Genomic DNA, 26,076 nt, shown 5'->3' with positions numbered 1-26,076 from the left:
GCGTCTGCCCCGACTGCCTGCGGTCAATCCCGTGTTTTCGGCGCGTCCGTCCAGCGCAGGGTGAGCGCGGTGAAGGCGCGCGCGGCGGCGCTCTGGTAGGTGCTGTCGCGCCGCAGCAGGGTGACGGTGCGCGGGGGCAGCGCGGGTGTCAGGGCGACGGGGTGCAGGTGGTCGTGGGTGCGGGTGATGGCGTCGGGGAGCACGGTGGCGAGAGACGTGCGCTGGACGATCTCGGTGATGGCATGGATGGAGTTGGCCTGCACCGCGATGCGCGGCTGCACCTGGTGCGCCGCGAGGTGGGCGTCGATGTGGCCACGGGTGGCGAAGTCGTCGCTGAGCAGGGCGAGAGGGTAACCGTGCAACGCGCGTACCGGCAGCGGCTCGGTGCGTCCGGCATACGGGTTCGGTGCGCCGACGACCAGACTGAGGGTCTCGGTGAACAGGGTGGTGCCGGTGACGCCGGGAGGGTGCGGCCGGTCGAAGCCGATGCCCAGGTCGATCGCATCGGCCAACAGGGCTGACTCGATCTGATTGTGCGTCATCTCCCGCACCTCCAACACGACATGGGGGTGATGGGTGTGCAGTTGCTCGGCGAGCGGCCCGATGAGGTACGCGGTGAAGGTGGGCGTCATGGCCAGGCGAAGCGTGCCCCGGGAGAGGTCCTGCACGTCATGGACGGCGCGTTCGGCGGCGGCGAGGTCCTGGAGCGCACGCCGGGCGTAGTGGACGTAGGCCGCGCCGGCATCGGTGAGGCGTACGGTGCGGCCGGTGCGGTCCAGCAATTGGACGCCCACCGTCCGCTCCAGCTGTCTGATCTGCTGGGAGAGGGTCGGCTGGGAGATGCGCAGGTCTTCGGCCGCACGGGTGAAGCTGGCGTGCTCGGCGACGGCGAGCAGATAGCGCAGATGACGCAGTTCTGGGGTCACACCAGGAACTATAGATGAGAGCAATGGAAAGCGTGGATAGGAGGACTTGGACACTATAGGAGCAGCTCATGCAGGGTGGAGAGCGTCGGCCGCACGAGTCGACGTCCACCGAAGGGAGCAACCATGCAGGACCTCGTCCAGGGCGTCGCACGCTTCCAGCGCAACGTGTTCCCCGGCAAGGCGCCGCTCTTCGCCCGCCTCGCCACCACCCACCGGCCGGACACCCTGTTCATCGGCTGCTCCGACGCCCGGGTCGTGCCCGAGCTGATCACACAGCGCGAGCCGGGCGAGCTGTTCGTCATCCGCACCGCCGGCAACCTGGTTCCCGCCTACGCCTCCGGCGCCGACGGGGTCACCGCCAGCATCGAGTACGCCGTCACCGTCCTGGGCGTGTCCGCCATCCTCGTCTGCGGGCACTCCGCCTGCGGGGCGATGACCGCGCTGGCTGACGACCACGACCTGGCGGAGCTGCCCGCCGTTGCCCACTGGCTGCGCCAGGCGGACGTTTCCCGAGCCCGGATCGCCGACAGGGGAGTGCGGGACGGGGCGGGCCGAGTGGCCGCGCTGGTACGCGACAACGTCGCCACCCAGCTCGGCACGCTGGCCACGCACCCTTCGGTCGCCCGCGCCCTCGCTGCGGGCACGCTCAGCCTCCACGGCTGGGTCTACGACATCGGCACCGGAACCGTCGAGCAGGTCGGCACCGGCGCCGACGTGCTCGGGGAAACCGTTGCCTGACCAGGCGTCAGTTCTCTTGTCCGAAAGCCCATCAACCCGCCGTACCGGCCCGTGCTGTGGCCGGTCGGCGCTGCTGAAAGGAAACCCCTCCATGCCGCACGCCCAGTTCGACCCCTCTGCCCGGCAGGCTCTGGCCATCGCGGCCGTCGACGCCAAGACGCGCCAGGACCTCTCCTGGCAGCAGATCGCCGACGCGGCCGGTCTGTCGGTCGCCTACGTCACCGCGGCCGTGCTCGGCCAGCATGCCCTCCCGGCCGAGTCGGCCACCGCTGTCGCCCGGCTCCTCGGCCTGGATGACGATGCAGCCATGCTGCTGCAGACCATCCCCACCCGGGGCTCGATCCCCGGCGGCATCCCGACCGACCCGACCATCTACCGCTTCTACGAGATGCTGCAGGTCTACGGGACCACGCTGAAGGCGCTGGTGCACGAAGAGTTCGGCGACGGCATCATCAGCGCCATCAACTTCAAGCTCGACGTGAAGAAGGTCGCCGACCCCGAGGGCGGTGAGCGCGCGGTCATCACCCTGGACGGCAAGTACCTGCCCACCAAGCCCTTCTAGCGGTGCGTCCTCCCCAGCATTCCGTGCACGCGTGACGCTCTTGCCCGGCCCGCTCCCCGCCGACCCCCGAAGGGAGGCGGGGAGCCGGTGGGCGGCTGCCGGCCTCGGTCAGGCCTTCGGGGCCTGGGAGATCCGTACCATGTTGCCCGAGGGGTCGCGGAAGGCGCAGTCGCGCGGGCCCCAGGGCTGGTCCATGGGCTCCTGGAGCACCTCGGCGCCGGAGGCCAGCACCTTCTCGAAGGTCGCGCCGAGGTCGTCGGAGCGGAAGATGACCATCGGCAGGACGCCCTTGGTGAGCAGCTCCTGCAGGGCGTCCCCGTCGGCCTGGGAGCGTCCCGCGTGCGGTTCCGAGATCACGATGTCCAGGTCGGGCTGGGCCGCGCTGCCCAGGGTGACCCAGCGGAATCCGCCCGAGGCGACGTCGTTGCGCACCTCCAGGCCGAGGGCGTCGCGGTAGAAGCCGAGGGCCTCGTCCACGTCGTTGACGGTGATGTGGCAGTACTGGAGTGAGATGTTCATGGGGGTAACGCTAGGCGGCGCTCTCGCGGCCCGCTTCTCGAATCCTGCTCGGTGTCTGCCGGGTCGGCCGGGTCCGTGATTTCGCCACGCAGGGAGGCATCGCCGCGACCGCGCTGTGCTCGCGTGCGCGGTACGCGCTCGGCGTCTCTCCGGTGAGTTCGCTGAAACGGGAGCTGAACGAGCCGAGCGAGGTACAGCCGACCTCCATGCACGCATCGGTCACGCTGGCGCCCGCACGCAGCAGCGCCATCGCCCGCTCTATCCGGCGCGTCATCAGGTAGCTGTACGGCGTCTCGCCGTAGGCGGCCCGGAACTGCCGGGCGAAATGCGCGGGCGACATCAGCGAGTGGCGGGCCATCGTCGGCACGTCGAGCGGACGGGCGTACTCCCGGTCGATCAGATCCCGTGCCCGCCGGAGGTGCGCGAGGTTGGCAAGATCACGCGAGTTCATGGCAACGACACTACCACCGGGCTCCGACAAAGCCGGTTTGACCTGCGCAGATGCACGAACAGGAGTGAATCGGACCATCTGCGGCCGGGTAATTCAAGAGTAAAAAATACGGATAATGACAAGGATAAACATGTGCTAGCTTGTCGCCGTGGCAACTCAGGAAGAGCTGTTCGATGCGGTTGACGCGCTCCTGGAAGGCGTTCAGCCGCAGCTGCCCGACCCGGCCGAGCGGGTACGGCTGCGGGAGGCCGCCGGCGTCACCCAGGCCCGCCTTGCCGCCGCGCTCAAGTCCACCACGCAGACGGTGAAGAACTGGGAGAACGGCCGCAGCGAACCACGGCCGCCCCGTCTGCAGGCGTACCTGCGGCTGCTGGAGGGCTGGGCCGAGCGCTACCCGGCCGCGGCGCCCGCTCCCGAGCACGCCCCGGACGCCCCCGCAACACCCGCGCCCGCCGCCGCTGCGCCGACCGTCCCCTCGCCCTCCGCACCCGTCGCGCAGCCACCGGCCGCCGCGCCGCAGCCCCCGGCCGCGCCGTCGCCGACCGCCGCGCCCGAACCGGCGCCTGCGCCCGCCCCCGCCTCCGCCTCCGCGCCGCGCCGACCCGCCGCGCCGAAGGCCGTGCAGCCCGCCGATACCCGGTTCCCGCACGGGCCGCTCGTGGTGCTGGACGGCGACGGCCATGCGTACGGGCTCGGCGGCCTGGTGCTGGAGTGCCCCGCGACCACCGTTCCGCAGCTCGTGGAGTGGACCCTGCGCGAGTCCGGGCTGGGCACCCCGCGCCTGCACCGCAACGGCAAGGACGGCGACCCGCTGGTCGTGCTCACCGCCGGGGCCGTGCAGCGGCTCGGACTGCCGCCCGCGCTCGACAGCGAGGAGGCGCTGCGGTCCCGGCGGCTGCCGGAGAGCCACAAGGTCGTCAAGCAGATCACCCGGGCGAAATGGCAGCTGACCAAGCGCGGGTTCGGCCCGTGGGCGCGGATCTACCGTCCCGCCACCGACGGTCAGCGCCAGTGCGTCCAGCTGGCGGTCCTGCCCTGGGACGCCCTGGACGCCCGCGCCTGGGGCGACGCCGGACGCCTGCCCGCGCCCGAACTGGCCCGTGTGCTCGGGGTCTATGCCAGCCGGGTGATCACTCCGCGCGGCTCCACCGCCGTCTCCGGCCTGGAGCTGATGACCAGTCTGCGCCCGCCGACCCGCGCGGCCAGGAACGAGGCCGGGGCATGGGTCTCCGCGCCCAACCCCGGCGCGCTCGCCGGACCGGTGGACCCGGCGCCGCCGGAGGCCACCGCCGAACACCCGGTCGCCCAGGGCTGGACGGCCGGGTTCCTCGACGAGGAGGCCTACCAGTGGGTCCGCCCGGTGGAGACACTCGCCGATGCGGAGATGCTGCTGCCCTGGGCGGTCGGCATCGACATCAACACCGCCTTCCTCGCCGCCGCCGCCCGCCTCACCGTCGGCCTGGGCGCGCCCGAGCACGTCCGTTACCCGGCGTTCGACAAGAAGACCCCGGCAGCTGGTACGTCGACCTCTCCCACGTCGACACCGACCCGCTGCTCCCCAGCCCGTTCACCCCGTCCGGGCAGCGCCCCACCGGCCCCGCCTGGTACGCGACACCCACCGTGGCGTACGCCGTGGAGCTGGGGGCCGACGTCGCACCGGTCGAGGCGTTCCTGCGCCACGCGTCGGGCCCGTACCTGGATCCGTGGCACGACCGGCTGCGCGAGGCATACGTGACCACCATGGCCGACGCGGGCATCCCCGTCGACAAGGACGCCGACGAGCGCCGCTTCCTCGCCGCCATGAACGCGCACCGCATCCTCAAGGCCGCCCACCCCGATCTGTCCGCGCTCCGCCGGGAGCTGGCCGAGGCCGGCCTGCACGAGCCGGCGGCTGACGACGCCCTGGCGGCGGCGCACCTGCGGCACCAGCAGATCGCCATGGTGCTGTCGGCCATCAAGTCGACCGTCAAGGGCGGCATCGGCAAGCTCCGCGAGCGCCCCCAGGGCCGCCACTACCGCGACGGGGAGCGCTGGCCCGCCCTGGAACGCGCGACCTGGCGGCCGGACATCCGCGCCGCGGTCATCGCCAAGGCCCGGGTCAACCTGCACCGCAAGATGGCCAACGTCGCCCGGGCCAACGGACGTTACCCCCTGGCGGTGCTGTCGGACTGCGTCGTCTACCCCAGCTCGACCCCGGACCCGCTCGGCTTCCTGCCGCTGACCGGTGCGGGCAAGGTGCTGCCCGGGACGTTCCGGCTCGGCGCCACACCCGGCCTGGCCAAGGTGGAGGGCGTGCAACCGATGCTGTGGGCCGTCGACCTGATGGAACGAACGCCGTCGCCGCTCAACCCGGCCCGCCACATCAAGGGCGGCGACGCGGTCCTGGACGAGGGGGAGTAGCCGGTGACCGCCATCGAGGACGCACTGCTGCGCGGCGACCGCGAACAGTTCACCCGCCAGCCGCCGAAGACGCCGCTCGCCCAGATCCGGCTGCTGATGCGCGCCGAGAAGGGCTCCACCAGGGCCGTGGCCGCGCGCCTGGGCGTCTCCCAGCGCACGGTGGAGCGCTACCTGGCGGGCACCCGCAAGACCCCGCGCCCGCAGCTGCGCGCGGCCCTGGTCCGTGAGGCGGCCAAGGCCTGGCAGCCCCGGGTCCGCCGCCAGGCCCGCAAGCGCGCCGCGACCAGCGGCGGGATCACCATCGAGACCCGTGCCCGCTTCGGCTACACCGCCCCGATCGGCACCACCGACGACCCCCGCGAACGCCGGCTCACCGTCCACCTCCCCGCGCCCTACGCCGCCCGTCTCTTCGACGCGCAGCAGCAGGGCGCGGGCGACCGGGAACTCCGCGACATCGTCGCCGAAGGGCTCCAGGAGGTCTACTTCAAGGACGGCGGCGGCCGCGCCGCCGGGCTCGAAGTCGACATCACCGACATCGTCTACTTCGACGTCTCCTTCTAGAGCGGGAGCCGTTCCGGGCGCGGGCTCACTGCGCGACGCGCAGACCCGCGATGAGGAGGGCGACCAGGCGGCGCGCGTCGTAGCGGGGATCGCTCTCCGCGCCGATGCACAGATTGCCGACGCCGCGCATGAGTTGGTAGGCGTCCACGTCGGCGCTGATCTCTTCGGCGGCCACGGCGGCTGCGAGCAACTCGGCGCACACGGGCACCAGCCGGTCGAGGAAGTAGGCGTGCAGCGCCTCGAAGTCGGCATTGTCGGAGTGCAGTACGGCGGCGAGTCCGTGCTTGGTGACCAGGAAGTCGACGAACAGGTCGATCCACTGCCCGAGCGCGGCATGAGCTGTCGCGCTGCCGGTCAGCAGCGTCGGACCGGCCTCGGCGCACGCCTCGACCTGGTGCCGGTACACGGCGATGATGAGATCCGCCCGCGTGGGGAAGTGCCGGTAGATCGTGCCCGTGCCGACGCCCGCCCGGGCAGCGATGTCGCGCACCGGCGCTTCCACGCCTGAGGTGACGAACACGGCTGCGGCTGCGTCGAGCAGCGTCTCCCGGTTGCGTCGGGCGTCCGCCCGCTTGGGACGGGCCGTGTTCCCCGCTTCGCCGTCTCCGTCGCCGTTGCCCACGTTGGTCACGCGTTTCCCCTTCCTCCGCTGTCGGGCTTGCGATGCGGAACCTTGTTCCGTATCGTTAGTGGAACGAGGTTCCGTTTGCTCATGATGCCAGAGCCGGAGCCCGACAGCCAAACCATCGAGGAGAACAGACATGCAGTACCGCACCTTGGGCCGCACCGGCGTGCAGGTCAGCACCCTCGTGCTCGGAGCCATGAACTTCGGCGCGATCGGCCGCACCACCCAGGACGAGGCCACCGCCATCGTCGATGCCGCCCTCGAGGCCGGGATCAACCTCATCGACACCGCCGACATGTACGGCAAGGGCGAGTCCGAGGAGATGGTCGGCAAGGCCATCGCCGGCCGCCGCGATGACATCGTGCTGGCCACCAAGGCGAGCATGCCGATGGACGGCGAACGCAACCACCAGGGCAGCTCGCGCCGCTGGCTGGTCACCGAACTGGACAACAGCCTGCGCCGCCTCGGCGTCGACCACGTCGATCTGTACCAGATCCACCGGTGGGATCCGAGCACCAGTGACGAGGAGACCCTGTCGGCCCTGACGGACCTTCAGCGATCGGGAAAGATCCGCTACTTCGGCTCCTCGACCTTTCCGGCCTACCGCCTCGTACAAGCCCAGTGGGCCGCCCGGGACGGCCGCCTGAGCCGCTACGTCACCGAACAGCCCAGCTACTCCATCCTGCAGCGCGGGATCGAAACCCACGTCCTGCCCGTGACCGAACAGTACGGGCTCGGCGTGCTCGCATGGAGCCCGTTGGCCTCGGGCTGGCTGTCGGGCGCGATCCGTGAGGGGCGGGACGTCACGACCAACCGCTCGACGCTCATGCCGGAGCGGTTCGACACCACCATTCCGTCCAACCGGGCCAGGCTCGACGCCGTCGAGCAACTGGCCGACGTCGCCGACCAGGCCGGTCTGACCATGATCCAGCTCGCGCTCGGCTTCGTGACTGCGCACCCGGCCGTGACCAGCGCGATCATCGGCCCCCGCACGTTGGACCACCTGCACGCGCAGCTCGCCGCCGCAGACACCACGCTCCCGGCCGACGTACTCGACGCCGTCGACGCCATCGTCCCTCCGGGCCTGGACCTCGCTCCGCACGAGAAGTTCGACACCCCGCCGTCACTGCTCGACCCGTCGCTGCGCCGCCGCTGACCGCTCGGCCTGCATCGGTTGGCGTGCGCCGGAGGTGTGTGGGGGACTGTGGGGTGTCTGCGTGGTGCGTTGAAAGGGAGGCGGATGAGTCAGTGGGTGGGGCTGGGGGAGGGCGTGGGGTTGGTGCCGTTGGGGCTCTGGCCGTCGGCGAGGGTGTGGTAGGTGGTGGTGTGAGTGGCCGGGGCCGTGTGGGTGGCGATGGGTGTGATGAGGAGGGTGAGCGCGGTAAGGGTGGCGAGGGTGAGGCTGGCGAGGGTGGTGTGTGTGCGGGTCATGGTGGGGGTTCCTTCGGTGTGGGCCGGGCTGCGGGTGACGGTGCGTTGCTGGTTCTGATGGTGGTGGGAGGTGTTCCTGTCCGCGTCCCGGTTGGTTACCGTCCCCGGTAGCGCATGCGGGAACGGTGGTGGTGCTCTCGTCAGCACATCGGCCCGGCCTGGGAATCCGCCGACTCGGGCAGCTGTTCGCCGACCGCCGCTCACCCATGACAGGCGTACCGCCTGCCGTGGGTGAGCGGCGCCAAGTCCGGGCCCGCAACGTCAGCTGCTTCCGGACGCTCTACCGAGGGATGTGCGGCGGTTCCAGCCGGCACTGCAGGACGTGGGGGCCTGCGGGGGTGAGGACGATGTCCGTGTGTGCGGGGCCGTGTTCGTGTCCGGCGAGGTCGAGCAACGAGCGGACCAACGAGCGCAGGACGCTCAGGTCGGCCGGCTCCAGTGCGCCCGTTGCTGGTGGTGCCGGCTCTGTCGGGGACAACGCCGGGGATGACCGGGGCGTGGTGTCGGTGACGGGCACCACGGCCACCTGTTCGGCCCAACCCGCTTTGCTGGTCTGTTCCGTGGCGAGGTGGGCGGGGTGCGCGGTGATGGCGGTGATGTGGTGCATGCCGTCGGTGGTTTCGGTCGTGATGGTGTAGTGGGGTTGGTTGGTGGCGGGGCTGGGGTTGGTGGTGGGTTCGGTGTGGGTGTGTGCAGCCCAGCGTTCGACGGTGGTGAGGTCGGTGTAGGCGTGGGTGAGCTCTTTCTGGGAGCGGGGGTGGCTGTGAGGTGGCGGGTCTTTCACGATTGTGTGCTCCTGCGGGGTCAGTCGGATTCGGGTGCCATGCTGTCATTCGCCGATCCCGTTGCATTCCTGTCCTATTCCTGTTCCGGTCCTGCCGAAAGAGGGTCGGGGGAATGCATGGGGTTGATCGGGAAGGGCCGAAAAAAGGGGCGCCGGGGATCTTGGTCCGATGCGGTGTGATCTGCATCACATGGTATTGCGGGGATGGGGCGCCGGAGCAATGATCCTAGCGGAACGGTGACGTCGGCCCGTTATGCCGGGAGGAATGCAACGTGATCGGGAATTCGTTCGCAGGGGAAATCACGCGGGGCCGGGAGAGATCCGGGGCACCCGGTGCCGTGTCGGCCGGGCCGTGCCCGCGGAGCTCTGGTCGCCGCCGTCCTCGCTCCCATCACGCCGCCTGGTCCGCCTTGCGGCCCGGTGTGGCCGTGGCTGGTACGGCTGCGGTTCGGGCAGGTGCCTGAGATGGGTGGGCAGGTGGAGTCCAAGGCCGGTGGCCGGTTTTCCGGATCGGGGCCGTTTCTTCTGGTCTGGTCGAGTCAGACGGTTTCCTTGGTGGGGAGTTCCGCAGTACGGTTCGCTTTCATTGTGGACGTGTGGTCCGCTGGGCAGCGGGCGACGGCGGTCACGCTTCTGTCGCTGTGTTCGCTGCTGCCGCAGGCACTTCTGAGCCCGGTGGCCGGCGCGGTCGTGGACCGGATCAGCAAACGCGCGGCGTTGCAGGTCGCCGATGCCGGGGGACTGGTTGCGGTGGGGGTCCTCGCGGTATTCCATTATTGCGGCGGGCTGCATTCATGGGAGATTTATCCGGCGACGTTCGTGCTGGGTTCCTGCGCGGCCTTCCAGTTTCCGGCGCTGTCGTCGGCGGTGCCGTTGCTGGTCCGGCGGGACCAGTTCGGGCGGGCGAACGGCTTGCTGGCAGGGGCAAAGAGCACGGCGGGAATCTGCGGGCCGGCGTTGGGCGGAGTCATGCTCGCTCTCACGGGGATCGGGCCGTTGCTGCTCCTGGACGTGGTGAGCTACGCGTTCGCGTTGACGGGCAGCCGGGTGGTGCGGTTGAACGGGGACCGGGTCGCCGCCACTGGTGCGGTGGTGCGGCGGCGGATCACGGCCGAGGCCGTGCATGGGATGCGCTACCTGCTGCAACGGCCTCCCCTGCGGGCGTTGATCCTCAATTTCTGCGTGGTCAACCTGGTGATGGTGTTCGGATTCGCGTTGATCGCACCGATGGTGCTGCTGAAGTCGGGCGAGGCGTCGCTGGCGGCGGTCAACACCGCGATCGGGGTCGGCGGGGTCGGCGGGGGACTGTTGATGGCCGCCTGGGGCGGCCCGCGCGACCGGGGCCGGGGAATGATGCTGGGCGTCGCCGGGATGTGCCTGTCGGCGCTGGTTGCGATGTCCCTGGTGGACACGGTTGTGGGCTGGTGTGCGGCGGTCCTGGTCGGGGCGCTGTTGATGACCGTGGTCAACGCCTCGATGCAGGCCATCGTGCAGACCAAGGTCCCCCCGCAGTGGCAGGGCCGGGTGTTCGGGGCGGTGATGTTCCTGTCGCAGATCTCGGTGCCGGTGGCGACCGCCGCATCGGGGCCGTTGGCGGACGAGGTCTTCGAGCCCGCCGCCCGCCACGGTGCGGGCCTGTTCGCCGTCCTCGGCCCGCTGGTGGGCCACCGGCCCGGCAGCGGCATGGCCGGCATGCTGCTCCTGGCCGGGGCCGTGGGGACCGCCGTGGCCCTGTGGGGCCTGGCCTCACGCAACATCCGCGACATCGACACCCTGCTGCCGGACGCCCCCGACCCCGACGACACCCCCGATACCGACACCGACCCCGATTCCGGCGGCGGTGGGGGCGGTGGTGCCGACCCCGACGACGGTGCCGCAGGTCCGGCAGGCCGGGCGGACAGCGACACCACGGGTGGCGCCGATCCTGTGGCCGCACGCGCTGACGATGACCCAACTCCCGTCAGCGGTAAGCGGCTTGGTCCTGCGGTCGCGGCTCGGGCCCTGCGGGCGGTCGGTTCGCCGCCATCGCCCGGTGCGTGTGGTGCGGGTGCGTTGGCTGGTTCGGGTGTGGTGGCCGGGGCTGTCGACGAGGGCGGTGAGCGGGATGCGCTGTGTGCATGAAATGGTCCGGGAGCAGGCCCTGTTGGCTCCGACGTCGGTCGCAGTGGTCGATGGCGGGCGGGAGTTGACGTACGGGGAGTTGGACGAGTGGGCCGCGCGTGTCGCGGGGCTGCTGACGGGGTGCGGGGTGCGGCCGGGGGATCTGGTCGGGGTGCACCTGGAGCGGTGTGCGGAGATGGTCGCTGCGGTCCTCGGGGTGCTGAAGGCCGGTGCGGGCTACGTGATGCTCGATCCGGGCTTCCCCGCCGGGCGGCTGCGCGCCATGGTGGCCGACGCCGGGGCCGTCTGCGTCCTGGAGCGTCGTACCGGCCCCCGCCTGGACCTGGGCCCCCGGTCGTCCTCGGCTTCGGCCACTGCTGCGGGGGAGGGTGAGGGTTCGGCGTTCGGCTCGGGCCAGGACCAGGACCTGATCGGGGCTTCGGTCTCGGTTCCGGCTGCCCCCCTGCCCGGGGCGCGGGGCGTGGCACGGGTGTTGGTGGAGGACACGGCCGGGGCACCAGCCTGGCACGACGACGGCGCTGGCGACAGCGGCGCGGCCGGCGGGGTGGCGTGTGTGATGTTCACGTCCGGTTCGACGGGGCGGCCCAAGGGGGTGGCCGCGTCGCACGCGGCGGTGGTGGGGACGCTCACCGGACAGGACTTCGCCTCGTTCGGCCCCGGTTCGGTGTGGCTGCAGGTCGCCCCGGTGTCCTGGGACGCGTTCGCGTTGGAGCTGTGGGGCCCGCTGCTGAACGGGGGCACCACGGTCCTGTACCCCGGGGCGCGGGTGGACCCGGCCGTCATGGGCCGCCTGGTGGCGGAACAGCGGGTGACGTCGATGTACCTGTCGGCTGCGTTGTTCAACGTGGTCGTCGATGAGTACCCGCGCGCGCTGGACGGGCTGCGCGAACTGATCGTCGGTGGCGAGGCGCTGTCGGGCGCACACGTGGCCCGGGCGTTGGAACGCGATCCGGGCCTGCGGCTGAGCAACGGGTACGGGCCGGTGGAGTGCATGGTCTTCGTGACGGTGCACCGGCTGATCCCCGGCGAGGTCGCCGCGGGGGACCGGGTGGCGATCGGCCGTCCGCTGGCGGGCAAGCGCGTGTACGTCCTGGACGCCGGGCTGCGGCCGGTGGCCCATGGCGGGGTCGGGGAGCTGTACGCGGCGGGCGCGGGGGTGGCGTGCGGCTACCGGGGGCGTCCGGAGCTGACCGCAGAGCGGTTCGTGGCCTGTCCGATGGAGCCGGGAGCGGTGATGTACCGCACCGGCGACCTGGTGCGGTACCGGCCCGACGGGGCGCTGGAGTACGTGGGCCGCGTGGACGACCAGGTGAAGATCCGTGGGTTCCGGGTCGAGCCGGGCGAGGTCGAGGCGGTGCTGGCCGGGCACCGGGCGGTGGCGCGGGCCGCAGTCGTGGTGCGCACCGATCCGGCGGGCGAACCGGCCCTGGCCGCGTACGTGGTCCCGGCCCCCGGCGCCCGGGGCACGCAGGCGCACGACTTGCCGGGCCGGTTGCGCGAGCACGCCCGGCAGCTCCTGGCGGACTACCTGGTGCCGACCGCGTTCGTGGTCCTGGACGCGCTGCCGCTGACCGTCAGCGGGAAGCTCGACCGCGCCACCCTGCCCGCCCCCGCCACCTGGCCCGGCGCCGCCCCGCGCGTCGAGGCGGCCCCCAGCCTTGCCGCCGAGCCCCTGACCGGGCAGGCAGGCACCGAAGCGGAAGCCCGGACGCGAACCGGCGCCGGGGCCGAGGTCGGCGCCGACGCGCACACGGATGTGGGGATGGTGGGGGCCCTGTGCGGGCTGTTCGCGGGGGTGCTGGGTCTGCCTCAGGTCGGGGCGGACGACGATTTCTTCCTGCTCGGCGGTCACTCCCTGCTCGCGGCGCGGCTCCTGGCCCGCATCCGCGGAACGCTGGGGGTGGAGGCCGACGTCCGCGACTTCTTCGCCGCCCCGACACCGTCCCGCTTGGCCCCCCGCCTTACCCCGATCACCGCCTGGCCCACCCCGGACCCCCCGTCCGAACCCACCACCAGCACCCGCCCCGCCTCGCACACCCAGGCCGACCCGGCCGCATGGCCCGCGCCCGACGCCTCGCCTGCCCCCGGCATCAAAGCCGGGCACGCCCCGTCCGAACCCGCCGACTCGCCTTCCCCCGATGACCGCCCTGCGCCCGCTCCTGCGGACGGACTCCGAGACGGTGCCCTGGCCGCCTCCCGCACCCGCACCGCCTCCGGCGCGGGCGCGGGGGCCTGGGCAGCTGCCGCAGGTACTGCCGGTGGCGGCGGAGTTGACGGTTCGTCAGTCAAAACCGACCTGATGTCCCCGGCGGAAGCCGTGTCTGCCGGGGGCTGGGGGGAGGTGTCCGGGGCGCAGCACCGGCTGTGGTTCCTGGACCGGGCCGGGGCGGGGACCGCCTACAACCTGCCCGTCCTGGTGCGGTTGCGCGGTGCCGTGGACGCCGTCGCGCTGGAGCAGGCGCTGGGGGACGTGGTGGGGCGGCACGAGGTCCTGCGGACGTGTTTCCCCACCCGGGACGGGGTGCCCGTGCGCCGGGTGCTGACCGGCCCCGGCGCCTACCCGGTGCTGGAACGCCACCAGGTACGGGCCCGGGCACTGGAGCGCCATGCCGCCTGGGCGGCGCGCCGTCCCTTCGACCTGGCTGCGCAGCCGCCGCTGCGGGCCGTGCTGCTGACCGCCGCCGACCGCCGCGAGGAGCACGCCCTGCTGCTGGTGCTGCACCACATCGCCGGGGACGGCTGGTCGCTGGCGCCGCTGGTCGCGGACCTGTCGCGGGCCTACGCCGGACGCCTGCCCGGCGGACGCCCGGGCCTGCCCCCGCTGCCGGTGCCCTACCCCGAACTGGCTCGCCGCCTGCGCCGGGCCCTGGGCAGCCCGGACACCCCCGGTTCGCCCGCTGCCCGGCAACTGGCCTACTGGCGTGGCCGGTTGCAGGGCCTGAACCCCGACGGCCCGCTGTTGCCGCGCCGCGCCGACCGCCCGTCGGTACCGGGGCCGCAGGCCGCGACCCTGGTACGCCGCCTGGACCGCGCCGCGCACACGGCGGTGGCCGACGCCGCCCGCGCCCAGGGCGCCACGGTGTTCATGGCCCTGCACGCGGCCCTGGCCACCGTCCTGACCCGCGCGGGCGCCGGGCACGACCTGGCGATCGGCGTCCCGGTCGCCGCCCGAGGATCCGACCCCGCGGCCGAGGACGCGGTCGGGTTCTTCGTCAACATGCTGGTCCTGCGCACCGACACCGGCGGCGACCCCACCGCCCGCGCCCTGCTCGGCCAGGTCCGCACCCACGACCTGGCCGCCTACGCCCACCAGGACCTGCCGTTCCAGGATCTGGTCGAGGCCCTGAACCCGCCCCGCCGTCCGGGCCGCCAGCCGTTCACCGACGTGGTCCTGGCGCTGCAGAACAACACCGCTGCCGTCGCCGCCCTCCCCGGCACCCGCGCCGCCGTGGAGGTGCTGCGCCCGGGCGCCGCCCGCTTCGAGCTGCTGGTCGACGCGGCTGAGAACACCGGCCCCGACGGCGCAGCCGACGGCCTGACCCTGACCCTGGAGTACCGCGCCGACACCCTGGAGGGGCCGTTCGCGGCCTGGGCCGCCGACGCCCTGGTCCAGGCCCTGACCTGTGCCGCAGCCCTGCCCGACACCCCCCTGTCCCGGCTCCCGCTGGCGGACCCCCCGCGTCTGGCCGGTCCCCCGGACCGCCCCGCCACGACCTCCCGCGTCCCACACCGTCACCAGCCGCCCCAGGGCCCCCTGGAGCAGCGGATCGCCGCTGTGTGGGCCCAGGTCCTGGGCGTGCCCGCGCTGGACCGGCACGACGACTTCTTCGCCTGCGGCGGCAACTCCCTCCGCGCGGTGCGCGCCGCCGCCCGCCTGACCGCCGCCGGACACCCCACCGACGCCGCCCTGGTCTTCACCGCCCCCACCGTCGCCGCCCACGCCGCCGCGCTGACCACCCCCACCGCCCCGGCCCCCACCCCCATCCGCCGCCAACCCCGCATCCCCCGCACACCAGCCACCCCGGTCCCGACACCAACCACCCCACCCCCGTCGACGCCCGCCGCCCACGCCCCGGCCAGCCCTGCCCCGGACGCCACAGCTCTGTCCGCCCCGACCAGCCTGGCCACGGCTGTACCCGCCCCGGAGGGCCCTGCCCCTGCCCCGGCGCCCAACCCTCCGGCCGCTCCGACCCCTCTCGTTTCCGCCCCGAGCGACCCAGCCACGGCTGTGGCTGCTCCGGCGGGCACCGTCTCCGCCCCGGCTGCCCCGACCGCGCTGCTGTCCGCCCCGGCCACGGCCTTACCCACTCCGGTGCCCACCGCTCCGTCCGCTCCGAGCGCCTCGGCCATGGCTGTATCCATTCCGGCGGGCACCGCCTCCGCCCCGGCAGGCACTGCTCCGGCCGTTCCGACCGCGCCTGTGACCGTTCCCACCGCCCCGGCCACGGCTGGACCCGCCACGTCGGGCACCCCCGACCCTGCTCCCGCTCCGCTCCTCGCCCCGGCGCCCGCCTGGGTTCCTGGGACAACCGATGCCCCAGGTAGCGCTTCCGTCGCGGGACCGGCCTACAGCCCGGCTCCAACCCACGCGCCGACCCCCGCCCCTGTCGCGGCCCCCGCCTACGCCCCCACCGATTCCGTAACCGGCGCGCCCGGCCCCACCGCCGTCCCCCGCCCGCTCCCTGCACCCGGAACTGCGGCTGCTGCGGGGGCACCTGCGGTTGCTGTTCGTCCTGTCCGTATCCAGTCCCAGGAGGGTCCGTGGACCTGAGCGTGATGTTCTTCGGCGCGGACAGCGCCACCCCCACCGCGTCCACCCCCGCCGCCTGCGGTGGCTTCGGGGGCCACGAGCGGGCCTACCAGGACATTCTGGCGCTGACGCGGGCCGCCGACCGGCTGGGCTTCCACGCCGTGTGGACGCCGGAGCGTCACTTCCAGCAGGTGGGGCAGGTCTTCCCGAGCCCCCCGGTGCTCAGCGCGGCCCTGGCCGTGGCCACCGAGCGGATTGCGGTTCGGGCCGGCAGCGTGGTCCTGCCGCTGCACCACCCGCTGCGCGTGGCCGAGGACTGGGCCGTGGTCGACAACCTCTCCCACGGCCGGGTCGGCATCTCCCTGGCCACCGGCTGGCACTCCGCCGACTTCGCGCTGGCCCCCGACCACTACGCCGACCGGCGCGAACGCACCCTGCGCGCCGTCCCGCACCTGCGCGCCCTGTGGGCCGGGACGGCGGCCCAGTACCCGGACGGCACCGGCGCCCCGGTGCAGCTGACCCCCCATCCGCGACCGGTCCAGCCCCACCTGCCGCTGTGGATCACCGCCTCCGGCAACCCCGCCACCTGGGAGGCCGCAGGCCGGCTGCGCACCGGCGTGCTGGCCGCCACCGCCGGCCACACCCGTGCCGAGCTGGCCGAGCGGATCACCCGCTACCGCGCGGCTGCGGCGGCCGCCCCCGACCAGGGCGGCACCGGACCCCGGGGCCGGGTCACCGTGATGGCCCACACCTTCGTGGGCACCAGCGACGCCCACGCCCGTCACCTGGCCGCCCGCCCCCTGAAGGACTACCTCGCCTCGTACACCCGCCAGAGCGCCGCCGACCGCGCGGGCGACCCGCGTACCGCAGCCCTGACGCCCCAGCAGACCGCGCTGCTCACCGACTACGCCTTCGAACGCTACCTGGCCTGGGGCGGGCTGCTGGGCTCGCCCGCCACCTGCGCCGCGTTCCTGGCCGACCTGCAGGCCCTGGGCTGCGACGAGGTGGCCTGCTTCATCGACTTCGGAATCGAGACCGACGAGGTCCTGGACCAACTCCACCGGCTGGCCGAACTCAGAAAGGCCCTGCACAGATGACCGCGACCGCGCCCTCCACCAGCGACCGCTTCAGCAACCTGACCAGCGCCCAGCGCGTGAGCGTGATGCGCCGTCTGGTGCAGGCCGGACGCACCGCCCAGCTCCCGGCCGTCGTCCCGCCCCGCGACCCCGGCGCCCCGGTCCCGCTCAGCCCCGCCCAGCAGGACCTGTGGGTGTACGAGGCGCTGTACCCGGGCACCGCGGCGCTGAACCTGTGCTGCGCCTACCACTTCCGCGAGCCGGTCGACCCCGCCCACCTGCGGGCCGCGTTGGAGGCGCTGCGCGCCAACCACGACATCCTGCGCACCCGCATCGGCGGGCCCCCGGGCCGGCTGCACCTGGAGTTCCCCGACACCGGTCCGCTGCCCCTCGAGCACGAGGACCTGCGCGACGGCACCCGCACCATCGCCCGTGCCTTCGCCGACTTCCGCCGCCGCCCGTTCGACCTGCGCGGGCCCCTGATCCGCGCCCGCCTGGCCCACCTGGACGGCGACCGCAGCACCCTCATGCTGAGCCTGCACCACATCATCAGCGACTGGTGGTCCTTCGACGTCCTGCAGGACGAGTTCACCCGCGCCTACCTGGCCGTACGCCAGGGCCACGCCCCGGGCCTGCAACGTCCGCCCGTGCAGTACGCCGACTTCGCCTGCTGGCAGGCCGAGTTGGAGCAGTCCGGGGTGTTCGCCGCCCGCCTGGACTTCTGGCGCGGCTACCTCGCCGACGCGCCCGCCCCGCTGACCACCCCCCACCTGACCGCGCCGCACCACCGCCCCGCCGACGCGGAAGCGGACGCCGACACGGGCGCGGACAGCGACGCGGACGCCGACCCGGAGGAGGGGATCGTGCAGATCCCCTTCCACGTACCGCCGCACACCGCCGCGGCGGTACGCGCGCTGGCCCGCGCCCGCGGCGTGTCGGTCTACACCGTGCTGATGAGCGCGTTCGCGGTGCTGGCCCACAAGACCAGCGGCGCCCGGGACCTGGTGCTGGGCACCCCGGTGGCCAACCGCTACGCCAAGGGCCTGGACCGGGTGGTGGGCTACGTCATGAACGCCGTGCCCACCCGCTGGGCCACCACGCCCGCGACGCCGTTCGCGGAGCTGGTGGCGCGTTTCGGCGCGGACTTCCCCGCGCTGCTGGCCAACGCCGACCTGCCGGTGGGCCGGATCGTGTCCGCCGTGGCCCCCGAACGCGCCGCCGGGCACTCCCCGCTGTTCCAATGGGTGTTCATGCACCTGACCGAGCAGCCCAGCGTGAGTGCGCTGCGCACGTTCGCCGTCCCCGAGCGCATCCACACCGGCGGCGAGCACGACCTGATGGCCGTGGTCCGCGACAACGGCCCTGGCATGGACGGCAGTTTCGAGATCCGCACCGACCGCCTGGACGCGGACGCCGTCGCCGCCTGGACCCGCGGCTACCTGGCCCTGCTCGACCAGGTCACCGCCGACCCGCACGCCCGCCTGGCCGACCTGCACCTGTTGGCCCCCGGCGACCGCGAGCGGCTGACTGCCGCCGCCACCGGCGCGGACGCCCCCGCCCCCGCCTGCCTGCCCGACCTGCTCGCCGGTCAGGCCGCCGCCACCCCCGACGCCCCCGCGTTGCAGGACCACCGCGGCCGTACCCTGACCTACGGCCAACTGGCCCGGCGCGTCCAGGGCCTGGCCGCGCTGCTGGCCGCCCGCGGCGCCGGACCCGAGCGCATCGTCGCCGTGGCCCTGCCCCGCGGCGCCGCCTTCACCCTGACCTCCCTCGCCGTCCAGCACACCGGCGCCGCCTACCTGCCCCTGGACCCGGCCCACCCCCCGGCCCGGCTGGCCCGCGTCCTGGAGGACGCCGCCCCGGTCCTGCTCGTCACCGACACCGCCACCCACCCCCTGCTGCCCGCCGCCTGCGCCTCCCTGCTGCTGGACGATCCCCTCACCACCCCGCTCCCCGCCCCGGTCACCCACACCGACGCACAGGCGGCGCGGCGGTCGGATCCGGCGCTGGCCGCGTACGTGATCCACACCTCCGGCTCGACCGGCACCCCCAAGGGGGTGGTCTGCACCCACCAGGGCATCGCCGCCCTGGCCCGTACCTTCGCCGACCGCCTGGCCCTGACCGGCGCGGACCGGGTCCTGCAGGTGGGGCCGCCCTCGTTCGACATCTCCGTCGCCGAGGTCGCCATGGTCCTGGCCGCCGGAGCCGTCCTGGTCGACTCGCCCCCCGGCCCGCCGGACGGCCCCGCCCTGGCACGGACCCTGGTCGACCAGCAGATCACCTGCCTGATCGTCACCCCCTCGGTGCTGGCCACCGTTCCCGTCGGCGCCTATCCCGACCTGCGCGTGGTGGTCCTGGGCGCCGAACCCTGCCCGCCCGCCCTGGTCGCCGCCTGGACCACCCGCGCCCGCCGCGTCCACAACGCGTACGGGCCCACCGAATCCACCGTCGCCGCGACCCTGACCGCGCCCCTGCCGGACGACGGCCGTACCCCGCCGCTGGGCGACCCGGTGGCCGGCACCCGCGCCTACCTCCTGGACGGGCAACTGCGCCCGGTCCCGGCGGGCGTGGCCGGAGAGCTCTACCTGGCCGGTCCCGGCCTGGCCCGTGGCTACCTGGGCCGAGCCGCCGCCACCGCCGAACGCTTCATGGCCGACCCCTACGGCCCGCCCGGAACCCGGATGTACCGGACCGGCGACCTGGCCTGGCGCTCCGCCGACGGCGCCACCCACTACCTGGGCCGCGACGACGACCAGGTCAAACTGCGCGGCCTGCGCATCGAGCCCGCCGAGATCACCGCCGCCCTGGCCACCCACCCCGACGTCGCCCAGGCCGCCGCCGCCGTCCACCCCGGTCCTGACGGCCGCCCCCGCCTCATCGGCTACGCCGTCCCCGCCACCCCCGGCCGCGCCGCCGACGCCACCCCCGGCGCCAGCCCCGACGCCACCCCCGCCCCGGGCGACGGGCAGGGGCTGGTGCGGCAGCTGATCGAGTACGCCGCCCGGCAGCTGCCCGCGCACCTCGTCCCCGCCGACGTGGTGCTCCTGGACGCGCTGCCGCTGACCGCCAGCGGGAAGCTGGACCGCGCCGCTCTGCCCGCGCCGCCCCCGCCTCCCACGCACCCCGCCGACGCCCGCCCGCCCGCGCCCGGCCCCGAGACCGCCCTGTGCCGCCTGTACGCGGACCTGCTGCACGGCCCCGACAGCCCGCCCGCCGACCCCGACGCGGACTTCTTCCGCCACGGCGGCGACAGCATCACCGCCATCCAGCTCGCCTCCCGCGCCTCAGCCGCCGGACTGCTGCTGGCCCCCGCCGACGTCTTCACCGCCCGTACCCCCGCCCGCCTGGCCGCCGTCGCCCGCCCCCGCATCCCGGCCCCCAACTCCCGCCGCGGCGACGCCCCCACCGGGCCCCTGCCGCTGACCCCGGTCATGGCCTGGTGGCGCGACCAGGACCCGGACCTGGCTGCGTTCACCCAGTCCATGGCCTTCCCCCTGCCCGCCACCGCCACCGCGCACCGCGTCCGCGCCGCCGTACGCACCCTGCTGGAGCACCACCCCGCGCTGCGGATGCGGCTGCTGCGCCCCGCCGGAGCCGACTGGCACCTGGAGGCCCTGCCCCACGACCCCGCCGCCGTCCCGCTCACCCGGCTCGACGCCGCGACCGACCCCGACTCCATGGCCACCGCCCGCCGCCTGGCCCGCGACACCCGCATCGACCCGCACATCAGCCCGCTGCTGCGCGCCGTCCACCTGGCCACCGCCCCCGGCACCCCCGACCTGCTGCTGTTGACCGCGCACCACCTGGCCGTCGACGGCGTCTCCTGGCGGCTGCTGGCCGCCGACCTGACCACCGCCCTGACCGGCCCTCTCTCGACGCCCGACCCGAGCCCCGCCCCGAGCCCCGCCCCGAGCCCCGCGCAGGGCAGCTCGCTGCGGCACTGGGCCCGCAGCCTGCACCGCCGAGCCCGCGACCGCGACCTGACCGCCACCGGCCCCGCCCACTGGGCCGCTGCCCTCCACGGCCCCGCCACCCCCCTGACCGCCTTCCTCACCACCCCCCATCCTGCTGCCGCCACCCCCGTCCCCGCCACCCCCGGCCGGGTCGGAGCAGGCGGCCGGGCCACCCTCACCCGCGACCTGCCCGCCGACCTGAGCACGCCGGTCCTGGACGCCCTGCCCGCCGCGTTCTCCTGCGGCCCGGATGCCGTCCTGCTCACCGCCTTGGCCCTGGCCGCCCACCGTGCCACCGCCGAGCACAGCGACGCCGCCGCAGACGCGGACGCGGGTGCCGGGCTGCTGGTGCACCTGGAGGGCCACGGACGCGAACCCCTGGACGAGGCGGCGGACGTCTCGGCCACCGTGGGCTGGTTCACCACCCAGTACCCCGCCCGGCTGGACCCGGGCGCCGGCCCCGCCGCCGTCCTCGGCGATCCGCACGCCACCGGCCCGGACCGCGCCGCCGCGGCCGTCACCGCCGTGCAGACCGTCCGCGACCAACTGCGCGCCCTGCCCCACGGCGGCACCAGCTGGGGACTGCTGCGCTACCTCAACCCCGACACCGCCCCCGCGCTGGCCGCCCTGCCCGTCCCCGACCTGCGCTTCAACTACCTGGGACGTCTGAGCGGCGCCGACACCGCCGACGGGGAACTGCTGCCCCCGGCCGACGAAGCGGTGCCGCTGCGCCACGCCCTGGAGATCGACGTCCTGGTCCACCAGCGCTGCGGTGCGCCACGCCTGGAGGCCACCCTCTCCTACCCCCGGGGCCTGGTCGGCGCCGGGCAGGTCGAGGCGTTCGCCGACGCCTGGGCCCTGGCCCTGGGTCTGCTGGCCCGCCACGCGACCCAGGGCGGCCCGCCCGCTCCCGCCCCGGGCGACTTCCCGCTGGTCGACCTCACCCCGACCCAACTCGCCCTGCTGGCCGAGGATCTCGACAGTGACAGTGACAGCGACAGCGGGGACGCCGACACCGAAGACGACGACGGCCGGGACGACTGGTCCGGCCCGGCCGCTGCGGGCGCGGGGGAAGGGCGGTGAGCGGCCCGGTCGCGGACGTGCTGCCGCTGTCGCCGGGCCAGCAGGGCCTGCTGTTCCACGCCCTGCACGACACCGGCCAGGGCGATCCCTACCTGGTCCAGATCCGCTTCGCGGTCCACCCCCGGGTCGGCGCCGCACGGGTGCGCGCCGCACTGGGGGCGCTGCTGGAGCGTCACCCCAACCTGCGGGCGTGCTTCCGCCACCAGGGCCTGGACCAGCCGGTCCAGGTGATCCCGCGCCGGGCCCGGCTGCCGTGGAGCGAGACCACCCTGGATCCGGACCTGGAGCCGGACGCTGCCTGGCGCGACCTGCTGGCCGCCGACCGCGCCCGGCGCTTCGAGGTGGCCCGCCCGCCCCTGGTCCGCGCCACCTGGGTCCGCCACCGCCATGACACCGGACTGTTGCTGACGATGCATCACATCCTGCTCGACGGATGGTCGGTGCCGGTCCTGCAACGCGACCTGGACGCTCTGGTGCGCGGCCTGCCGCTGCCGCCCGCCGCCCAGTACCGCGACTACGCCGCCTGGTTGGCCCGCCAGGACCCCGACCGCGCCCTGCAGACCTGGCGTCGGGCCCTGCACGGCCTGCCCGCCCCCGGCGCCCCGCAAGCACCGCAAACTCTGCGCGTCCCAGGCGCGTTGGAGGTGGTGGAGGTCGAGGTGGAGCCCGCGCTGGTGGCTGCCGTAGCCGCGCGCGCCGCCGAGGCCGCGGTGACCGTCAACACCGTGGTGCAGGCCGCCTGGGCCCTGGTCCTGGCCCGGACCACAGGCACCCGCGACGCGGTCTTCGGCGGCGTCGTCTCCGGACGCCCGCACGACCTGCCCGGGGTGCAGGAGATGGTCGGGCTGTTCATCAACACCCTGCCCGTCCGGGTCCAGTTGCGGACCGGTGAGTCCACCGCCGACCTGCTCGCCCGCCTCCAGGACGAACAGGCCCGCCTGGTCGCCCACCACCATGTGCGCCTCGCCGACGTCCAGCAGGCGGCGGGCCCCGGCGCCCGCTTCGACTCCATCCTGGCCTTCGAGAACTTCCCCCAGCCACGCCCCGACCACGGCCACGATCCCGACCACGGGCCGGAGTTGGAGCTGGTCGAGGTCGCCGACGCCACTCACTACCCGCTCACCGTGGCCTGGGCCACCGGCGAGCACACCCTCGTGCGGGTCGCCCGCCGCCAGGAGCCGCCCGCAGCCGTGGTCGCCGCACGACTGTTGCAGGCCCTGCGCGCGCTGACCGGCGACCCGACCGTCCATGCCGAAGACCTGGACGTCCTGCCCGCCGGCGAACACGCCGACCTGCTCGCCCGCTCCCTCGGCCCGCACCGCCCCGGCCCCGGGACCGCCACCGTGTGCGCCCGGTTCGCCGCCGTGGCCCTGGCCGCCCCCCACGCCCCGGCCCTGCGCACGCACGACGGCGCCACCCTCAGCTACGCCGCCCTGGACGCCGCCTCCGCCCGCCTGGCCGCACGGCTGCGCGCTGCGGGCGTGCGCGCGGGCGACACCGTCGCCCTGCTGCTGCCCCGCTCACCGGGCCTGATCACCGCCCAGCTCGCGGTCGCCCGCACCGGAGCAGCGTGGCTGCCGCTGGACCCCGCCCAACCCGCCCAGCGCCTGACCCGCCTGCTGGACGCCGCCGCCCCCCGCCTGCTGCTCACCGCAGGCCCCGCCCCCGCCCTGGACACCGCCACCCCCCTCCCTGCCCTGGACACCGCCTGTCCCGAGCCCGCCCCTGCCCTCGACGCCAAGGCGACCCGGGAGGGGCCGGTGCACCCGGACGCCGCCTTCTGCGTCCTGTTCACCTCCGGCTCCACCGGCGAGCCCAAGGGCGTGGTCATCACCCACCGGGCCCTGGCCGACCGCGCCGCCGACACCCGCTTCGCCACCGCCCGCCGCCGGACCCTGATGCACAACCCGCACACCTTCGATGCCGGAGCCTGGGAGGCATGGATCCCGCTGCTGGGCGGCGGCACCGTGGTCCTGGCCCCGCCCGAACGCCTGTCACCTGCGCTGCTGCGCGGGCTGATTGCCCGGCACGGCCTGACCACCGTGCTGCTCACCGCCGAACTGCTGCACACCCTGGTGCGCACCGATCCCGGCGCGCTCGCGGGCCTGCGGGAGGTCTGGACCGGGGGAGACGTCCTGGCGCCCGAAGCGGTCCGGCTGCTCCGCGCGCACTGCCCCGCCACCGCCCTGGTCAACGGCTACGGCCCGACCGAGGCCACCGTCTTCGCCACCGCCCACACCGTTACCGCCCCCACCACACCCACCGACCCGGACGCCGACCCGGACCCGGACCCGGACGCCGACCCGGTCTCGGACGCGCCGGTGCCGATCGGACGACCGCTGGACAACACCCGCGCCTACCTCCTGGACCAGCGGCTGCGCCCGGTCCCTGCGGGCACGGTCGGCGAGGTGTACCTGGCCGGTCCCGGCCTGGCCCGTGGCTACCTGGGCCGGGCCGCCGCCACCGCCGAACGCTTCACCGCCGACCCCTACGGCCCCCCCGGCACCCGGATGTACCGCACCGGCGACCTGGCCCGCCGGAGCCCTGACGGGCAGTTGGACTTCGTCGGGCGCGCCGACCGGCAGCTGAAGATCCGCGGCTTCCGGATCGAGCCCGCCGAGGTCGAGGCCGCACTGGCGGCCTGCCCGGGTGTGGCGCGCGCGGTGGTCGACGCCCGCCCCGCCCCCGGCGGCGGCCGCCTCCTGGCCGCCTGGCTCCTGCTGGACCCGCCCACCCCCGACACCGTCCGGCCCCCGGCGGCCCCGCCTCCGCACGACCTGTCCCCGAACGACGGCGCCCCGCAGCTCCCGCCCTCGGATGACGACGCCGCCCCGCCGGATCTGGCCCTGGCGCGGGTGCGCGAGCACGCCGCTCGGGTCCTGCCCGCCCACCTGCTGCCCACCGTCTGGACCCGGATCACCCGCGTCCCGCTGACCGCGCACGGCAAGGCCGACCGTGCCGCCCTGCCCGACCCATGCCCCGCCGGACACGCGGCCGGGCACGCCGCCGGGCGCCCTGCGGCGACCGAGCCCGAACGCGTCCTGGGCGAGCTGTTCGGCGACACCCTGGGCCGCGCCCCGCTGCGACCGGACGACGACTTCTTCGCCCACGGCGGCCACTCCCTGACCGCCCTGCGGCTGGCCGCCCGCGTCGAGACCGCCCTGGGCGTCCCGGTCCCGATCGCCGCGCTGTTCGCCGCCCCCACCCCGGCCGCCCTGGCCGACCGCCTGACCCGCCCCCCGGCCCCCGGCGGCCTGGCCGACAACGACGCCCTGGCCCCGCTGATCACCCTGCGCCAGGGCCGCGCGGACCTGACGCCGCTGTTCTGCCTGCACCCGGGCCTGGGCCTGGGCTGGGGCTACACCACCCTGCTGCCCCACCTGCACCCCGGCCGTCCCGTCCACGCCCTGCAGACCCCCGCCCTGCACACCGGCGCCGCCCACCTGCCCGCCTCGGTGGCCGACCTGGCGGCCGAGTACGCCCACCGCATCCGCCAGACCCGCCCGCACGGCCCCTACCTCCTGGCCGGACGCTCCTTCGGCGGCCCCGTGGCCTTCGAGACCGCCGTCCAGCTGCGCGCCCAGGGCCAGCAGGTCGCCCTGCTGGCCGTCATCGACGCCCTGCCCCTGCCTCCGCACCTGGCCCATTCCGGCCCCGACCCGGCCGCCGTCGAACAGGAGGTGCTCGCGCTGCTCCTGCGCGACCTGCGCCCCGGCGCGCCACGCCCGCCCGCCCCCACCACCCGGGCTCGCGCGTTCGCCCTGGCCCGCGAACACGGCCAGGTCTTCGCCGGGTTCCCCGACCACCGCCTGGCCGCCGTGGTCGACACCGCCGCCCACCACATCGCCCTGGCCCACGCCTGGCAGCCCTCCGCCTACGCCGGACCGCTGACCCTGTTCAGCGCCACCACTGGCCCCGACACCGTGCCCACCGACGTGAAGACCGCCGCCTGGCAGGCCACCGGCGTCACCGTCACCGTCCACGAACTGGCTTGCGCCCACAGCGCGGTGATGGACCCCGGCCCGGCCGCCGCCATCGCCCGCACCCTCGAACACACCCTCACCGCCTCACCCGTCCCGGAAGGAGCGTGAACCCC

General features: G+C 74.4%; 15 protein-coding genes and 1 pseudogene. 10 read left to right on the top strand and 6 right to left on the bottom strand.

Annotated elements, in window-relative coordinates:
• Positions 1-23 precede the first annotated feature (23 nt).
• Positions 24-926: a transcriptional regulator CynR gene (cynR, locus tag GXW83_RS18130; RefSeq protein WP_182444083.1), complete on the bottom strand. Its 903-nt coding sequence runs from the start codon at positions 924-926 to the stop codon at positions 24-26.
• Between the two features lie 123 nt (positions 927-1,049).
• On the opposite strand from cynR, the gene GXW83_RS18125 reads away from it, so the two are divergent.
• Entirely contained in the window at positions 1,050-1,664 is a 615-nt protein-coding gene (locus GXW83_RS18125; RefSeq protein ID WP_182444082.1) for a carbonic anhydrase, read from the top strand.
• A gap of 91 nt (positions 1,665-1,755) precedes the next feature.
• A complete protein-coding gene (cynS, locus tag GXW83_RS18120; protein WP_182444081.1) occupies positions 1,756-2,226 on the top strand; it encodes a cyanase in 471 nt (156 codons plus the stop codon).
• A gap of 108 nt (positions 2,227-2,334) precedes the next feature.
• On the opposite strand, the gene GXW83_RS18115 is transcribed toward cynS, so the two are convergent.
• Together GXW83_RS18115 and GXW83_RS18110 are read right to left on the bottom strand one after the other, a co-directional pair.
• A complete protein-coding gene (locus GXW83_RS18115) occupies positions 2,335-2,745 on the bottom strand; it encodes a VOC family protein (RefSeq protein WP_182444080.1) in 411 nt (136 codons plus the stop codon).
• 10 nt (positions 2,746-2,755) lie between these two features.
• Positions 2,756-3,196 (bottom strand): helix-turn-helix transcriptional regulator, encoded by a 441-nt coding sequence (locus GXW83_RS18110; protein WP_182444079.1) that lies wholly within the window; start codon positions 3,194-3,196, stop codon positions 2,756-2,758.
• 148 nt (positions 3,197-3,344) lie between these two features.
• Between GXW83_RS18110 and GXW83_RS18105 the strand changes: the two are divergent.
• A pseudogene (locus GXW83_RS18105) lies at positions 3,345-5,596 on the top strand (helix-turn-helix domain-containing protein).
• 3 nt (positions 5,597-5,599) lie between these two features.
• Complete coding sequence (locus tag GXW83_RS18100; RefSeq protein WP_182444078.1) at positions 5,600-6,157, top strand: helix-turn-helix domain-containing protein; 558 nt, start codon at positions 5,600-5,602, stop codon at positions 6,155-6,157.
• Between the two features lie 25 nt (positions 6,158-6,182).
• Here the strand turns inward: GXW83_RS18100 and GXW83_RS18095 are convergent, their stop codons facing one another.
• A complete protein-coding gene (locus GXW83_RS18095) occupies positions 6,183-6,788 on the bottom strand; it encodes a TetR/AcrR family transcriptional regulator (protein ID WP_225447075.1) in 606 nt (201 codons plus the stop codon).
• A gap of 130 nt (positions 6,789-6,918) precedes the next feature.
• Between GXW83_RS18095 and GXW83_RS18090 the strand changes: the two genes are divergently transcribed.
• Entirely contained in the window at positions 6,919-7,938 is a 1,020-nt protein-coding gene (locus GXW83_RS18090) for an aldo/keto reductase (RefSeq protein ID WP_182444076.1), read from the top strand.
• Between the two features lie 89 nt (positions 7,939-8,027).
• Here GXW83_RS18090 and GXW83_RS18085 read toward each other — a convergent pair whose 3' ends face one another.
• The gene (locus GXW83_RS18085) at positions 8,028-8,213 is read right to left on the bottom strand and encodes a hypothetical protein (protein WP_182444075.1); all 186 of its coding nucleotides are present in this window, start codon (positions 8,211-8,213) and stop codon (positions 8,028-8,030) included.
• Positions 8,214-8,493: 280 nt separating this feature from the next.
• A complete protein-coding gene (locus GXW83_RS18080) occupies positions 8,494-8,997 on the bottom strand; it encodes a hypothetical protein (RefSeq protein WP_182444074.1) in 504 nt (167 codons plus the stop codon).
• A 465-nt stretch (positions 8,998-9,462) separates the two neighbouring features.
• On the opposite strand from GXW83_RS18080, the gene GXW83_RS18075 reads away from it, so the two are divergent.
• From GXW83_RS18075 to GXW83_RS18055, 5 genes are read left to right on the top strand one after another with little or no spacing between them, the layout of a single operon-like run.
• Positions 9,463-11,118, top strand: coding sequence for an MFS transporter (locus tag GXW83_RS18075; RefSeq protein WP_182444073.1), 1,656 nt, complete (start codon positions 9,463-9,465; stop codon positions 11,116-11,118).
• A gap of 1 nt (position 11,119) precedes the next feature.
• Complete coding sequence (locus GXW83_RS35085; protein WP_304940986.1) at positions 11,120-15,889, top strand: non-ribosomal peptide synthetase; 4,770 nt, start codon at positions 11,120-11,122, stop codon at positions 15,887-15,889.
• The gene (locus GXW83_RS18065; RefSeq protein WP_182444071.1) at positions 15,880-16,965 is read left to right on the top strand and encodes a MupA/Atu3671 family FMN-dependent luciferase-like monooxygenase; all 1,086 of its coding nucleotides are present in this window, start codon (positions 15,880-15,882) and stop codon (positions 16,963-16,965) included. The genes GXW83_RS35085 and GXW83_RS18065 overlap by 10 nt, the downstream gene beginning before the upstream one ends.
• Entirely contained in the window at positions 16,962-21,980 is a 5,019-nt protein-coding gene (locus tag GXW83_RS35080) for a non-ribosomal peptide synthetase (RefSeq protein WP_182444070.1), read from the top strand. Before GXW83_RS18065 ends, GXW83_RS35080 begins: the two co-directional genes overlap by 4 nt.
• Positions 21,977-26,071 (top strand): amino acid adenylation domain-containing protein, encoded by a 4,095-nt coding sequence (locus tag GXW83_RS18055; protein ID WP_182444069.1) that lies wholly within the window; start codon positions 21,977-21,979, stop codon positions 26,069-26,071. The genes GXW83_RS35080 and GXW83_RS18055 overlap by 4 nt, the downstream gene beginning before the upstream one ends.
• The last annotated feature ends 5 nt before the right edge of the window (positions 26,072-26,076 follow it).

This window comes from Streptacidiphilus sp. PB12-B1b, from assembly GCF_014084125.1.
Lineage (GTDB): Bacteria > Actinomycetota > Actinomycetes > Streptomycetales > Streptomycetaceae > Streptacidiphilus.
The sequence above is the reverse complement of the archived record's forward strand: the minus strand, read 5'-3'. Positions and strand labels throughout refer to the sequence as shown.

What these genes read in the sequence shown, in the direction of transcription:
- GXW83_RS18125 (WP_182444082.1), top strand. Translation starts at nt 1,050, where the DNA reads ATGCAGGACCTCGTCCAGGGCGTCGCACGCTTCCAGCGCAACGTGTTC.
- cynS (WP_182444081.1), top strand. Translation starts at nt 1,756, where the DNA reads ATGCCGCACGCCCAGTTCGACCCCTCTGCCCGGCAGGCTCTGGCCATC.
- GXW83_RS18115 (WP_182444080.1), bottom strand. Translation starts at nt 2,745, where the DNA reads ATGAACATCTCACTCCAGTACTGCCACATCACCGTCAACGACGTGGAC.
- GXW83_RS18110 (WP_182444079.1), bottom strand. Translation starts at nt 3,196, where the DNA reads ATGAACTCGCGTGATCTTGCCAACCTCGCGCACCTCCGGCGGGCACGG.
- GXW83_RS18090 (WP_182444076.1), top strand. Translation starts at nt 6,919, where the DNA reads ATGCAGTACCGCACCTTGGGCCGCACCGGCGTGCAGGTCAGCACCCTC.
- GXW83_RS18085 (WP_182444075.1), bottom strand. Translation starts at nt 8,213, where the DNA reads ATGACCCGCACACACACCACCCTCGCCAGCCTCACCCTCGCCACCCTT.
- GXW83_RS18075 (WP_182444073.1), top strand. Translation starts at nt 9,463, where the DNA reads ATGGGTGGGCAGGTGGAGTCCAAGGCCGGTGGCCGGTTTTCCGGATCG.
- GXW83_RS35085 (WP_304940986.1), top strand. Translation starts at nt 11,120, where the DNA reads ATGGTCCGGGAGCAGGCCCTGTTGGCTCCGACGTCGGTCGCAGTGGTC.
- GXW83_RS35080 (WP_182444070.1), top strand. Translation starts at nt 16,962, where the DNA reads ATGACCGCGACCGCGCCCTCCACCAGCGACCGCTTCAGCAACCTGACC.